The sequence below is a fragment of the Mycobacterium noviomagense genome, from assembly GCF_010731635.1.
GTDB classification, from domain to species: Bacteria; Actinomycetota; Actinomycetes; order Mycobacteriales; family Mycobacteriaceae; genus Mycobacterium; species Mycobacterium noviomagense.
Genome location: NZ_AP022583.1, coordinates 3,782,399 through 3,795,874 on the forward strand (window position 1 = coordinate 3,782,399; position 13,476 = coordinate 3,795,874).

The 13,476-nt window shown below is 66.3% G+C and carries 14 protein-coding genes and 1 pseudogene; 9 read left to right on the forward strand and 6 right to left on the reverse strand.

Translation table 11 applies throughout. From position 1 onward, the window contains the following. Positions 1–190: 190 nt before the first annotated feature. Entirely contained in the window at positions 191–1,783 is a 1,593-nt protein-coding gene (locus G6N15_RS18010) for a purple acid phosphatase family protein (protein ID WP_083085695.1), read from the reverse strand. Positions 1,784–1,931: 148 nt separating this feature from the next. Between G6N15_RS18010 and G6N15_RS18015 the strand changes: the two genes are divergently transcribed. From G6N15_RS18015 to G6N15_RS18025, 3 genes are read left to right on the forward strand one after another with little or no spacing between them, the layout of a single operon-like run. Then, complete coding sequence (locus G6N15_RS18015; protein ID WP_083085996.1) at positions 1,932–2,717, forward strand: aldolase; 786 nt, start codon at positions 1,932–1,934, stop codon at positions 2,715–2,717. A 26-nt stretch (positions 2,718–2,743) separates the two neighbouring features. Beyond that, positions 2,744–3,619: a dihydrodipicolinate synthase family protein gene (locus tag G6N15_RS18020; RefSeq protein WP_163748346.1), complete on the forward strand. Its 876-nt coding sequence runs from the start codon at positions 2,744–2,746 to the stop codon at positions 3,617–3,619. A 30-nt stretch (positions 3,620–3,649) separates the two neighbouring features. After that, the gene (locus G6N15_RS18025; RefSeq protein ID WP_083085698.1) at positions 3,650–4,657 is read left to right on the forward strand and encodes an Rv2578c family radical SAM protein; all 1,008 of its coding nucleotides are present in this window, start codon (positions 3,650–3,652) and stop codon (positions 4,655–4,657) included. A 5-nt stretch (positions 4,658–4,662) separates the two neighbouring features. On the opposite strand, the gene ypfJ is transcribed toward G6N15_RS18025, so the two are convergent. The 3 genes and pseudogenes from ypfJ to G6N15_RS18040 all read right to left on the reverse strand — a co-directional run. Continuing rightward, positions 4,663–5,544 carry a KPN_02809 family neutral zinc metallopeptidase gene (gene ypfJ / locus G6N15_RS18030; protein WP_083085701.1) on the reverse strand — a complete coding sequence of 294 codons (882 nt, stop codon included), beginning with the start codon at positions 5,542–5,544 and terminating at the stop codon, positions 4,663–4,665. Between the two features lie 29 nt (positions 5,545–5,573). Beyond that, positions 5,574–6,074 carry an SRPBCC family protein gene (locus tag G6N15_RS18035; protein ID WP_163748349.1) on the reverse strand — a complete coding sequence of 167 codons (501 nt, stop codon included), beginning with the start codon at positions 6,072–6,074 and terminating at the stop codon, positions 5,574–5,576. Positions 6,075–6,101: 27 nt separating this feature from the next. Then, a pseudogene (locus tag G6N15_RS18040) lies at positions 6,102–6,983 on the reverse strand (oxidoreductase); the annotation flags it as partial. Between the two features lie 52 nt (positions 6,984–7,035). On the opposite strand from G6N15_RS18040, the gene aspS reads away from it, so the two are divergent. Genes aspS through G6N15_RS18060 form a run of 4 tightly spaced genes read left to right on the forward strand, consistent with a single transcriptional unit; the run spans position 7,036 to position 9,863 of the window. Continuing rightward, a complete protein-coding gene (gene aspS / locus G6N15_RS18045; RefSeq protein WP_139797719.1) occupies positions 7,036–8,814 on the forward strand; it encodes an aspartate--tRNA ligase in 1,779 nt (592 codons plus the stop codon). A gap of 53 nt (positions 8,815–8,867) precedes the next feature. Further along, positions 8,868–9,140: a type II toxin-antitoxin system Phd/YefM family antitoxin gene (locus G6N15_RS18050; protein ID WP_083085707.1), complete on the forward strand. Its 273-nt coding sequence runs from the start codon at positions 8,868–8,870 to the stop codon at positions 9,138–9,140. Continuing rightward, positions 9,137–9,388 (forward strand): type II toxin-antitoxin system RelE family toxin, encoded by a 252-nt coding sequence (locus G6N15_RS18055; RefSeq protein WP_083085710.1) that lies wholly within the window; start codon positions 9,137–9,139, stop codon positions 9,386–9,388. Before G6N15_RS18050 ends, G6N15_RS18055 begins: the two co-directional genes overlap by 4 nt. Positions 9,389–9,425: 37 nt before the next feature. Further along, positions 9,426–9,863 carry a nitroreductase family deazaflavin-dependent oxidoreductase gene (locus G6N15_RS18060; protein ID WP_083085713.1) on the forward strand — a complete coding sequence of 146 codons (438 nt, stop codon included), beginning with the start codon at positions 9,426–9,428 and terminating at the stop codon, positions 9,861–9,863. Between the two features lie 73 nt (positions 9,864–9,936). Here the strand turns inward: G6N15_RS18060 and G6N15_RS18065 are convergent, their stop codons facing one another. Further along, positions 9,937–10,314: a transglycosylase family protein gene (locus G6N15_RS18065; RefSeq protein WP_372506507.1), complete on the reverse strand. Its 378-nt coding sequence runs from the start codon at positions 10,312–10,314 to the stop codon at positions 9,937–9,939. Between the two features lie 290 nt (positions 10,315–10,604). Here G6N15_RS18065 and G6N15_RS18070 point away from each other — a divergent pair, with 290 nt between their 5' ends. Then, on the forward strand, positions 10,605–11,684 hold the full coding sequence (locus G6N15_RS18070; protein ID WP_083086005.1) for an FUSC family protein: 1,080 nt from the start codon (positions 10,605–10,607) through the stop codon (positions 11,682–11,684). On the opposite strand, the gene G6N15_RS18075 is transcribed toward G6N15_RS18070, so the two are convergent. Continuing rightward, positions 11,656–12,045 (reverse strand): MmcQ/YjbR family DNA-binding protein, encoded by a 390-nt coding sequence (locus G6N15_RS18075; RefSeq protein WP_083085715.1) that lies wholly within the window; start codon positions 12,043–12,045, stop codon positions 11,656–11,658. The two genes, G6N15_RS18070 and G6N15_RS18075, sit on opposite strands and share 29 nt — an antisense overlap. Before the next feature lie 143 nt (positions 12,046–12,188). Here G6N15_RS18075 and G6N15_RS18080 point away from each other — a divergent pair, with 143 nt between their 5' ends. Continuing rightward, on the forward strand, positions 12,189–13,466 hold the full coding sequence (locus G6N15_RS18080) for a DUF1800 domain-containing protein (protein ID WP_083086006.1): 1,278 nt from the start codon (positions 12,189–12,191) through the stop codon (positions 13,464–13,466). The last annotated feature ends 10 nt before the right edge of the window (positions 13,467–13,476 follow it).

Consider the following 13,476-nt stretch of genomic DNA (forward strand, 5'->3'; position numbering starts at 1 on the left):
CTGGAGAAACAAAGGATTCGTTCACACTACCCGGCTGCCTACCGCGTCGCGGGCACATCGGGGCCGACGAAATCCACACCGCCGCCGCCCCGGGGTGTTTCTAACCCCGAGCAAGTTGTCGCTCGTAGCCGGGCACATCGACACATCCTTCTTCTTGAGAAGCGTGAGATTCGCTGAAGGGGAAGACCAATTAGCCGCCGCGCGGTCTGGTCAGGGTGAACTGGTCGACGACGGCCAGCGCGCCAGCGGGCCCGTGCACTGCATAGTGAGTGGCTTTGATTGAGGTCTCGCCGCCCGGCTGACCGGGATCGACTTCGAAAGCGGCGAAGCCGTACGGGTTGTCGCGGTCGCGGAATGCCGACCACGGCGCGTCCTCGGTCAGATAGATGGGCGCCTTGCGGCCGATCGAAGGATCGAATCCGCCGACCCCGGTCACCACACGGCACCGCGGCCGGTCGAAGAACAGCTTGTTGGACGGCGACGACGTTCCGCCGCCGCCGATGACGACGTGCACCGTTCCCTTGGTGGTGTCGAAGACGTCGGCGCGAGTGTCGACCGGTATCGGCGTGCGGGTGTCGGCGCCCGACACTCCGCGAATCGGATGGGAGCGCTCGTAGTGGTGTTCGTGGCCGCACAGCACCAGGTCAACCTGGTAGCGGTCGAACAATGGCAGCCATTCCTCGCGGATGCCCAGGTCGGCGCCGTTGGTGCGGTCGGTGGTCGAGATCGCCGTCTGATGCATACAGACGACGATCCAGTCGATCGCCGGGTCGCGGCGCGCATCTGCGAGTTCGCTTTCCAGCCAGCGCTTTTGGCCACCGCCCGAGTAGCCGTGGATGTAGAAGTTGCCGCCGTCCTGGAAGCAGACGTCGTCGTTGTTCAGGCTGATCACCCGCACCGACCCGGCGGTGAACGAGTACCACAGTCCGTGGAATTGACCGTCCGACCCGGAATCGGGCAATGCGAAGTATGTCTGATAGGCCGCGTAACCGACTGGCCCGTTGCCGAGCTCGTTTTCGTGGTTGCCCGCCGCCGGCATCCACGGCCGATACCGCGCCGAGCGGGTGTTGTTCTCGAACCAGTCCGACCACGTGCGAATCCGGTCGCGGGCCAGGTTGGCATAGCACAAGTCGCCGTTGACGAGGTTGAACAGCGGGCCGATGCGTTCGACGGCGGTAGTCATATCCCCGGCGGCCGGTGACCCGAGGTTGTCGCTGGCATACCTGCTGCCGACTATCCTGCCCAGTGTCGGCGTGGCCTGGTCACCGAAGCTGGTGAAACTCAACGGCTTTCGCCCTAACGGTGCGGTGCGCACAGTTCCCAGCTCGGGATTGGTGCCGTCGTGCACGGCGGCGTAGACGTAGTCGGTGTTCGGTGTGAGCTTGTCCAGTACGGCGTGGTTGACGCGAACCTCGGTGCCGGACTTGGCGTCGCGGTAGGTGCGCGTTTGCGCCGGCACCGAATGCCCGAAACCGGATCCGGGCACGCCGAGCATGACCCGCGGATTGCGTACCGCGTCGGTGGTGTGCCACGACACCACCACTTCGGTGGACGCGTTCTTGCCGAATTGCAGATGCAGGCCGCCGACCGGCGGGGCGCCGTTGCGGTCGGGCCGCGGCCACAGGGCAGGAGCCGGCGGGTGTGGTCGCGTCAGCACCGCGCCGCCCGCTCCGAGGCCTGCGCCGATGACCGCCGACGCTGCGCCCGTGGCAAGCAGCGTCCGGCGGCTGATGCCCGGCGGTTGCGGAGCGGCACCGTCGGCCGGTTCGGAGTCTTCGGCCACCCTTGCTTCATACCTGAATGGGGCCACCAGAGGCATAAGGGCCGGTGAACACGCGGCCCCGGCTCCTCGGCGGTGGCTGACCGACGCGTCGACGTCGCAGATGCATATGGTGGCTGTAGTCATGTCACTGCGATTCCGGGAGCCACTGATGGCAACCACTTTCACCGATTCCAAAGCCGAGTTGATGCGCCGCACGCAGCGGAGTCTCGCCGCCAACGTCGGCGAATCGGAGTTGACCACCCGCCAGAAGCTGGCACTGACATGCCGAGCCTTGTTCGACGCCGGACACGATTCCGGACTGGCCGGGCAGATCACCGCGCGGGCCGAGCAGCCCGGGACCTATTACACCCAGCAGCTGGGCCTGGGCTTCGACGAGGTCACCGACGCCAATCTGCTCCTCGTGGACGAGGACCTCAACGTGCTCGACGGTGACGGAATGGCCAACCCCGCCAACCGCTTTCACAGCTGGATCTACCGGGCGCGGCCGGACGTGCAGTGCATCGTGCATACGCACGCCTTCCACTGCGCGGCGCTGTCGATGCTCGAGTTCCCGCTGACCGTCTCGCAGATGGACACCACGCCGCTGTACGACGACTGCGCGTTCCTGCCCGACTGGCCGGGCGTGCCGGTGGGCAACGAGGAGGGCGAGATCATCAGCGCTGCCCTCGGCGACAAGAAGGCGGTCCTGCTGGCCCACCACGGTCAAGTGGTCGCCGGTGCCAGCATCGAGGAAGCCTGCTCTTTGGCGATGCTCATCGAGCGCGCCGCCAAACTGCAACTGGCCGCCATGGCCGCCGGCACCATCAAAGAACTGCCCGAGACGCTGGCCCGCGAGGCCCACGACTGGACGCTGCGACCGGAGCGCAGCCGGGCGAACTTCGCCTACTACGCGCGCCGCGCGCTCAAGCGCCATCCCGACGTTTTGACCAGCTGACCCGAAGGAGAGTGCGAGTGCCTGAGCTGCCCAAGATTCACGGGATCATCGCCTACCCGGTGACGCCGTTCGCCTCGGACGACACCATCGACACCGCGGCGCTGAGCGGGCTGGTGGATCGGCTGGTGCGCGCCGGCGTCCACGCGATCGCCCCGCTCGGCAGCACCGGCGAACTGGCCTACCTCGACGAGAACGAGTTTGACACCGTCGTTGACACCACCATCTCCGCCGTCGACGGCCGCGTCCCCGTCGTCGTCGGTGTGTCAGATGTGACCACTGCCAAGACGATTCGGCGTGCCCGCTACGCGGAGAAGGCGGGCGCCGACGCGGTGATGGTCCTGCCGGTGTCCTACTGGAAGCTCACCGAGCGCGAAATTGTCCAGCACTACCGCAGCATCGGCGAGGCGATCGGGATTCCGACCATGGCTTACAACAATCCGGCCACGGCCGGGATCGACATGAGCCCCGAGCTGCTGGTGAAGATGTTCGAGACCGTCGACAACCTCACCATGGTCAAGGAGTCCACCGGCGACTTGTCGCGCATGCAGCGCATCGCCGAGCTCAGCGGTGGCCGGCTGCCGTTCTACAACGGCAGCAACCCGCTGGTGCTCGAGGCGTTGAAGGCCAGCGCCTCCGGATGGTGCACGGCCGCGCCGTGTTTGCGTCCGCAACCGTGCATCGACCTGTATGACGCCGTGCGCGCCGGCGACGTGGACAAGGCGCAGAAGATGTACGACGAACTCAAGCCGCTGCTGGAGTTCATCGTCGCGGGCGGACTGGCCACCACCGTCAAGGCCGGGCTCGAGTTGCTCGGCATCGGGGTCGGCGAGCCGCGCCGTCCGCTTCTGCCCCTCGACGACCAAGGCCGGGCCAGGCTGCAAGAGTTGCTGACGCAGACTTGACTTTGTCTCGAACAAGAGTTCGAATAGGGTATGCGCTGGGAGCAGCAAAGCGTCGCCGTTGACGACGGCGCCCTGCCCGGTTTGGAGCGCATCGGCTTCGTCCGCACTGTGCGCACACCGCAATTCGAGGGCATCACGTTTCACGAAGTGCTGTGCAAATCCGCGCTGAACAAGGTGCCCAACTCCTCAATGCTGCCGTTCCGCTACACCGTCAACGGCTACCGGGGTTGCTCGCATGCGTGCCGATACTGTTTCGCGCGACCCACCCACGAATACCTCGACCTGGACTGCGGCGACGACTTCGACACCCAGATCATAGTCAAGACCAACGTCGTCGACGTCTTGCGCCGCGAGCTGCATCGCAAATCGTGGCGCCGCGAGAAGGTGGCCCTGGGCACCAACACCGATCCCTACCAACGGGCCGAGGGCCGCTATGCGTTGATGCCGGGCATCATCGGTGCGCTCGCGGAATCCGGCACGCCGCTGTCGATCTTGACCAAAGGCACGCTGCTGCGCCGCGACCTCCCGCTGATCGCCGAGGCCGCTGCACAGGTGCCGGTCAGCGTCGCGGTGTCGCTGGCAATGGCTGATCCGTTGCTGCACAAGGACATCGAACCGGGAACACCCAGCCCACAGGCCCGGCTCGGGTTGATCAGCGCGATCCGCAACGCTGGATTGGACTGCCATGTCATGGTCGCGCCGGTGCTGCCGTACCTGACCGACTCGACCGAGCATTTGGATGCGCTGCTGCGCGAGATCGCCGTCGCCGGCGGCACCGGGGTGACGGTGCTGGGGTTGCACCTGCGCGGGTCGACCCGCGGCTGGTTCATGTCGTGGCTCGCGCGGTCACATCCCGAGCTGGTCGCCCGCTATCAGGAGCTATACGGACGCGGCTCGTACCTGCCGGAGCAGTATCGAAACACCTTGCGCCAGAAGGTCGAACCGCTGATCGCACGCTACGGTCTGGCCGGCGAGCGGCGGGCGTTCACCGAGACCGCCACCGACCCTGCCGCGGTAGCCCAGCCGACGCTGTTCTAGCGGCGCTAGCCCAGATCGGCGGCATGGAAGGTGTCGCACTTGTTCGGGTCACCGGTCTGGTAGCCGACAGTGAACCAGTGCTGCCGCTGCTCGGACGAGCCGTGCGTCCACGATTCCGGGTTGGTGCGTCCCGTCGCCTGCTTCTGAATTCGGTCGTCGCCCACCGACGCCGCGGCCGACAGCGCGTCGGCGATGTCCTTGTCGGTCAACGGCTCCAAGAACGGCGCCCCGGTGCTCTCCTGCCGCACCGTCGACGCGTAGTGCGCCCACACGCCGGCGTAGCAGTCGGCCTGTAGCTCGGTGCGCACGCCGTTGCCGCCGGCGCCCTGCGCGCCCTGCTGCGCGCGGCCCAGCACACCTTCGAGGTTTTGGACATGGTGACCGAATTCGTGAGCCACCACGTACTCTTGCGCCAACGGCCCACCGCTGGAACCGAATTGGTCTTTGAGCACCTGGAAGAAGTCGGTGTCGAAGTAGGCGGTTTTGTCCACCGGGCAGTAGAACGGGCCGACCTCGCTGGTAGCCGGGCCGCAGCCGGTGTCCACCGCGCCGCTGAAAAGCCGCACGTGCGGGCGGGTGTAGCCGGGCATCAGCTGCTTCCAGACCGCGTCGACCGAGTTGCCGGTGGCCACCACCCGGCACTGCACGTATTTGTTGGCGTCGGCGCCGGTCCGGCACCTGTCCAGGTCGAAACCGGGTGCGGTGTTTTCGCCGACGTTCACCGGTTGCTGGCTCAGCACGTTGCCGGGATCCACACCGAGCAGCATCGCCACGACCGCGAACACCAGCCCGCCGAGACCGCCGCCGATCGCGATCATCCGGCCCCCACCCCCGCCGGATGTCGACGTGGTGCTGGTGTCGATCTGCATACCTTCGTTGAACGTCATCGCGCTCTCCGTTTGTATCTCGTCATCGACTATTGTCGCGCGGTGGCGAACCGCCTGTCCGTGTAGGCCCGCAGGTTGGCCAGGAATCGGCGCAGCATCACGTTCAGCAGTGGACGCACGACGGGCATCGCTATGCGAGCGGGGCCCGCCGGTTTCTGCGCCATGGTCCAGGTCAGCCGGCAGCCACCGGGGGTGGTCTCGACGCGGTAGTCCTCGGCGAATGCGGCGACGGCGCGCGTCGAGCATTCGTTGAACCGAAATGCCATGCGGGAAAAGGGTTCCCAGGCCAGGAACTCCTCGTCGCCGACGATGCCGCCGCGCATGTGGACGGTACGCGTGGCACCGACACCGAGTGGCTCCGGGCTGGTCCAGGTGACTTTGGTGATCACCGTCGCCCAGTGGGGCCACGACTGCGGGTCGGCCAGAACCTCGAAGAGCTGCTCGGGTGTGATGGCCAGTTCGACGCTGTTGCGGAACCGGTACGGCGCCGTCTCGATGAAGTCGAGATCCACACGCTCGCAGGGGACCATGGCGTTAGACATTAGCCCGGACCGGTCGCTCGCCGCCGCCAGAAGCGGCACCACGACGTCGCTGATCGGGGTGGGCAGACCGCGCGCCCGAGCCCTGCGGATGATCACGCCATTGCGGATGTCCCATTCGAGCGTCCGGCGGGCTTCCCGGTCCAACAGCATCGAGGTGGCCATGTCGACCGGAGCGGCGCGGAACATGTCGACCAGTTCGTCGACGACGGCGTCATCCAGGCGGGCGCCTTCTGCGCGGGCGACGGCCAGGCACTCGGCGAGGTAGCGACGCGACAGCGCGGCGACGTCGTCGCGGCGAAACATTCCCGATCGCCGCCCGCTCAGCACCATCAGGCCGCCCACCGCGTTGGCCAGCAGTTTGCGCCACGCCGCGGTGATGAAGTCGGGGTCGCAGTCGACCGGGCAGCCGGCGTCGCGCAGCAGCTGGGCGACCGTCTCCGCGGCGGGTCCGGACGGCAGGACCAGGCGGGGTTCGCTGCGCAACCACACCCAGCCGCCGGGTTGGGTTTCGGCGCTGAACCAGACGATGCCGGGCACGACGGCCGACGACGGGCAGTGCGGCTGCACCTGCTCGACCTGCTCGACACCGTTTTGCAGCACAGCGACGATGGTGTGTTCGCCGCACAGCCGGGCGAGCCAGCGACCGGCGTCATCGTTCTGCGTGGCTTTGACGGCGAGCATGACGACGTCGACCGGACCGCTGACTTCGCGCGGATCGGTGTGCACCGGCCCGGGCACCACGATGGGATCGGCGCCGTCGGGTCGGACTTCGATGTGGTCACGCGCGGTACGGCCGCACAGCAGCAGCGGGTGACCGGCGGAGTGCAGGTACGCCGCGACCGTCGCACCGATGGCGCCCGGGCCGACAACGGCTATGTGTGTAGCGATGTCACCCAAGTTAGCGGTAGTGGCGTCCCTCTAGACTGGTCGGGCCGTCCGACAGTAGGGAGTGTTTGTGCTGCGCAGTCACGCCGCCGGTGCGTTGCGCGCCGGCGTCGCCGGCCAGAAGGTCACGTTGGCCGGCTGGGTGGCGCGTCGCCGCGACCACGGCGGGGTGATCTTCATCGATCTGCGCGACGCTTCGGGGGTTTCGCAGGTGGTGTTCCGCGCCGCGGACGTGCTGGAGCAGGCGCATCGGCTGCGCGCGGAGTTTTGCGTGGCCGTCGACGGCGTGGTCGAAATCCGCCCGGAGGGCAACGAAAACCCGGAGTTGGCGACCGGCGAGATCGAGGTCAACGCCACCTCGCTGACGGTGCTGGGAGAAAGCGCGCCGCTGCCTTTCCAGCTTGACGAGCCTGCCGGTGAGGAACTGCGCCTGAAATACCGTTATCTCGACTTACGCCGCGACGGTCCTGGTTCGGCAATTCGATTGCGTTCCAAGGTAAATGCGGCTGCCCGTGAGGTGCTGGCCCGGCATGACTTCGTCGAGATCGAGACGCCGACGCTGACCCGTTCGACGCCGGAGGGTGCTCGCGATTTCCTGGTGCCGGCGCGGCTGCAGCCGGGCACGTTCTACGCGCTGCCGCAAAGTCCGCAGTTGTTCAAGCAGCTGCTGATGGTCGCGGGCATGGAGCGCTACTACCAAATCGCCCGCTGCTACCGCGACGAGGACTTCCGCGCCGACCGCCAGCCGGAGTTCACCCAGCTCGACATGGAGATGAGCTTCGTCGACGCTGACGACGTCATCGCGATCTCCGAGGAGATCCTGGCCGCGTTGTGGGCGCTGATCGGCTACCAGCTGCCCAGACCGATCCCGCGGATCAGCTACGCCGAAGCGATGCGGCGCTTCGGTTCCGACAAGCCGGACATGCGGTTCGGGCTCGAACTCGTCGAGTGCACTAAGTTCTTCGCAGACACGCCTTTTCGGGTGTTCCAGGCGCCGTATGTGGGTGCAGTGGTGATGCCCGACGGGGCGTCGCAGCCGCGGCGGACGCTGGACGGCTGGCAGGAGTGGGCCAAACAGCGTGGGCACAAGGGTCTGGCCTATGTGCTGGTCGGTGAAGACGGCACGCTGAGCGGTCCGGTGGCCAAGAACCTCTCCGACGCCGAACGCGCCGGGCTGGCGGCGCACGTCGGCGCCCAGCCCGGCGACTGCGTGTTCTTCTCGGCCGGCCGGCCGAAGTCGTCGCGGGCGTTGTTGGGCGCGGCGCGCAGTGAAATAGCCAACCGGCTGGGCATGATCGACCCCGACAGGTGGGCGTTCGTCTGGGTGGTCGACCCGCCGCTGTTCGAGCCCGCCGAGGAGGCCGCCGCTCACGGCGACGTCGCGCTCGGCGGCGCCTGGGCAGCGGTGCACCACGCGTTCACCGCGCCCAAGCCCGAGTCGGTCGACAGCATCGAATCCGATCCGGGCGCTGTGCTGGCCGACGCGTACGACATCGTCTGCAACGGGCACGAAATCGGTGGCGGCTCGATCCGTATCCACCGCCGCGAAATCCAGGAGCGGGTGTTCGCGGTGATGGGTCTCGACAAGGCGCAGGCCGAAGAGAAGTTCGGATTCTTGTTGGAGGCGTTCACATTTGGCGCGCCGCCGCACGGTGGCATCGCATTCGGCTGGGACCGCATCGCGGCGTTGCTGACCGGCATGGATTCGATCCGCGAGGTGATCGCGTTCCCCAAGACCGGCGGCGGTGTCGACCCGCTCACCGACGCGCCGGCGCCGATCACCCCTCAGCAGCGCAAGGAGTCCGGTATCGACGTCGTGCCCGAGCGCCGAGGTCGCCGCTAGACACCGTTTCAGCGGAGCCCTGGAAACCTTCCGCGGCGTGTAACACGTGAAACATGAGTACACACAGCCTGCGTGATTTGCGGGCCCAGCTGGGTGCGATTGTCCGTGGGGTCGCCACGACGGGGGAAGAAGCAATCATCACGGACAGCGGCAGCGAGGTCGCGGTCATCATCTCGATGGCCGACTATGAGCGTCTTCATGAGCACGCCGACGTGGTCGACGCAATACGGCTGCGTGACATCCGCGCCCAGGGCTTCTCCACGATGTCGATGTCGGAAATGCTCGACGCGCTGGGCATTGATGCCGCGTCGTTCGTCGCCTCGTGAGGATCGCATTCCATCCCGACGTACTCAAGCAGCTGCAGCACCTGCCCCGCGATACAGTCGAGACCGCACTGCACACGATCATCGAGCTTGGCGAGAATCCGCGCCCGGTGGGTGCGAAGAAACTTGTTGGTACGAAAAACGAGTGGCGTATCCGCTTCGGGCAATACCGCATCGTCTACCACATTGACGACGAGGACGCCGTCATCACTGTCTTCACCGTCGTCAAGCGCAGCGACGCATACCGCTGAACGGAATAACGCCACGCCGAAGCAGGTTGTCGCCGGCATGGCCCAACAGATGCCCGATGCCGAAACGATCAAGGCGTTCAACAAGTCCATCGTCGACGAGTTCCGCACCAACGGCGGCAAAGTCGGCGGCCAGTTCGAGGGTGCCAACCTGCTGCTGCTCACCACAACCGGCGCCAAGTCCGGCCAGCCGCGGTTGACGCCGCTGGCATATCTGCGCATCGACGGCAAGATCGTCATCGTCGGCTCATTTGCCGGCGCCGATGTCAACCCCGCGTGGGTGCACAATCTGCGGGCCAACCCGCACGCGCATGTCGAGATCGGCACCGAATCCTTCGACGTAATCGCCCGCGAACTGACGCCAGACGAGCGCGACGCCATATTTCCCAAAGTCACCGCCGTTGCACCGGGATTCGCCGACTATCAAGCCAAGACCACGCGGGTAATCCCGCTTTTCGAGCTACAGCCGGTGAATTAGCCGCCGCCGATCACGGGCTGATCACGGCTTTGCAACGCCGCCCCTGTGCGACGCCGCTCTGCGACGAGCGGATTCAGTGGGGAATCGCTTTCGACCACAGCTTTCGGAGCGCGGATTGCACCGGATGCCCGGATCGCAGCACATCGACCACTTCGGTTGGAAACAGGGCTTGATTCGGGCCGCACTTGGGCCACGCCTCGGTTCCCTGGGTGGCCAGCACGCGTTGGGCCACCGCGATCTGCTGCTCTCGCGACGCATCCGCCGGTGAGCCGACGCCGCCGTTGGCGTCCCAAGTCGACTGCTTGAATTGCAGGCCACCGTATTTCCCGTTGCCGGTGTCGGCGTGCCAGTCACCGCCCGACTCGCATTCGGCGACGGCGTCCCAATCGACGCCGTCCGCGTCTGCCACGGCGGTGGGCGGCTCGACCAACGATGAGATCCCGACGACGATGACGGCGGCTTTGGCGAACGACTTTGCCAGCCTCCTCGGTCTCAATATTCCGCCTAAAATCATCATTTACCACCTGTAACAAAATGGCGTGAAAAATGTCAACAGCTGGGGCTGGAATTACCCCAGAGAATTTTGATCTAAACACGTAGTTTCGGTAACTAGTGTTATCTATGCGAGGATTGATGTAAGCGATTCTAAAATGATCAGAGTTACGAAAGTTTCCTATGTTGCGCATGTTGTTGATGTTGTCCGCCTGAGGGCGTGGGGCCGCATCATGGTAAGCAAGCGTGGTGAGCACTTCGCTGGCAATTCAGGCTCAGGTTGCCGGCCGTGCTGCCCTGCAACGGCTACGCCCGGCGCTGTGGCCGATCACCCAGACGTCAGTCGCCGCCGGCCTGGCGTGGTACCTCACCCACGATCTGCTGGGCCATCGACAGCCGTTCTTCGCACCGATCGCCGCGGTGGTGTGCTTGTCGGCGACCCACGTGCTACGCGGGCAGCGCGCCGTCCAGATGATCATCGGTGTAACACTGGGCATCGGCCTGGGCGCTGCGGTTCAGGCCCTGTTGGGTACCGGCCGTATCGCCCTCTCGGTCGCGGTGTTCATCGCGTTGTGCGTTGCGGTGCTGATCGGGCGCGGCTTCATCGCACAGGGACTGATGTTCGTCAACCAGACGGCAGTCTCGGCCGTGCTGGTGTTGGTGTTCGCGCGCAGCGGGATGGTCTCCGAACGCCTCTTTGACACGCTGATCGGCGGCGGCATCGCGATCGTGTTCGGCATCCTGCTGTTCCCCGTTGATCCGTTGATCCTGTTGCGCGGGGCACGCGGCGGCATGCTGGCCGCTCTGCACGACGCGCTCACCGAAATCGCCGACCTGGTCCCGGAGCGCAAACGGCCCGCGCACAACTGGCCGCTGCCCGTCGTCGAGCACTTACACCAACAGGTCGCCGGGCTTGCCGAAGCCCGCACCACCGCGCGCCTCGCCGTTCGGGTAGCGCCTCGCCGGTGGGCCGCCCGCCACGCCGTCCACGACGCCGATCAGCAGGCCGCTCATCTGGGTCTGCTAGCCAGCTCGGTGCTGCATCTGGCGCGCGTCGTCACTCCGGATCTCGAGGACCGGCTCCGCCAACCCATGCGCGCCGCAATCAGCGAACTTGCCGCCGGCGCAACAACTGTCGACACCGACCACGCCGCGGCGGCCGCTCACACTGCGGCGGCGCGCCGACATGCTTCCGAAATGCATGCAGCCGCCCACAACACGCCCGAAGTGACGCTGGCCGCCGTCGTCCAGACTTGTGTCGACGACCTGCAACAGGTCATCAACCTCGGTGCGGCGCTGGTCAATTCGCCTCGCCAAGGAACTCCTTGACCAGCTGGCGGGGAGCCTGCGTCAACCACGCCTCGGTGATCAACTCTCGCAACTCCGACACTGTGATCCGCTCGAGTTTGACCAGCACCGCTGGGTAGCCGTCGAAATGCGGGGTGGTGAAGTAGATCCCCGGCGCGTCGGCGACCAACGCGAACTTGACGGCTTCGTCGGCCACCCGCACGCCCAGGATGTCGCCGGTCGGCACCTCCAACCCGCGGGCAGCCAGTGCCTCGCGGTCGGGCTCGCGCAGCGGCCGCTCCCACACCATGAGCTTCTTGCCGACGCGCCAGTCATGCGGCGACGGCTCCGCCGTGAGTGGCAACTCGTCGACGATTCGGGCGACGTCCTCCCACGTGGCCACCTCTCGATTGTGCTCCGCGCCGCCTGGGCGTGCCCGCAAATCGCCACCGCGACACCCCAGCCGCGGGATTACAGCAAATTCTCAGCTACGTCGCCGATAGTTACCTTGTGGCTCAGTCCGAGCGGTGGATCACCACGGCGCGCATGCTGCGGCGGGCCGGATTCGGGGTGAGCGGCCCACAAGTCGACGCGGTGGCCGCTGGAGACTGGTCGTCCTACGTCGAGAAGGCTCTCGGCTCGAACGCCGACGCCGATCCCGGAGCGGCGGCGACCCCCATCCCGACGTTTCCGTTGCCTTCTCGGCCAGGGAAAGACGCGGCGGTGGCCGAGAGAAAGCAGTACAACCGCCAGCTATCCGAGCAGATGGCGCAGCTTTCCCAATGGTGGCTCCGTCGCATGGTCGCCGTCGAGCAGCCCATTCACGAGAAGCTAACATTGTTGTGGCACAACCACTTTGCTACCTCAGCGCAGAAGGTCCGGATTGCCGGCTACATGGCGGCGCAAAACCAGAAGCTGCGCAGCCTTGCGTTCGGTGATTTTCGGACCCTGGCTTACGCGATGCTGACCGACGCCGCGATGTTGCGTTGGCTCGACGGGCAGACCAACACCGCGAAGGCCGCCAACGAGAACCTCGCCCGCGAATTCATGGAGCTGTTCGCGCTCGGCCACGGCAACGGCTACACCGAAGCCGACGTGCGGGCGGGCGCTCGCGCTTTGACCGGATGGGTCATCGAGAAAAACGGCAACACGACGATGCTGCCCAGACGCCACGACCGCAGCACCAAGACCATCCTGGGCGCCACCGCCAACTTCGACGTGGCGGGATTCTGCGACACCGTACTGGCCCAACCCAACTCGCCGCGATACGTCGCCGGACGATTATGGCAGCAGCTTGCCTCCGACGACCCGCCGCCGGCGCCGACGCTCGACAGGCTGGTCAGCGCCTACGGCTCCGGACGTGACCTGCGGGCCCTGACCCGGGCGATCCTCACCGACGACGAATTCACCGGCGCACGGGGCGCCGTCGTCAACACTCCGGTCGAATGGTTGGTGGGAGTAATCCGCACGCTGCGGGTTGCCCTGGACCCGCCAAAACGGCTGACGACCCTCGATGCAACGTTGAAAGCGCTGGGGCAGCGGCCGTTCTACCCGCCCGACGTGGGCGGCTGGCCGCACGGGCGGGTGTGGCTGTCGACCGCGAGCGCAGGGCTGCGGTTACGCGCCGCAACCAACCTGGCCCGTGCCGGCGACCTGTCGACCATCGAAAACGCCTCTGCGGGTGAGCGTGTCGACGCGGTGGGCTACCTCATCGGTGTCGGCGCATGGTCAAACAGGTCCGTCGCCGGGCTCAAGCCGCTGGTGCGCAAGCCTGTGCAGTTGGTCGCCGCCGCGGTCAACACACCCGAGTACCTGACCTCCTAGCGAGATCGCC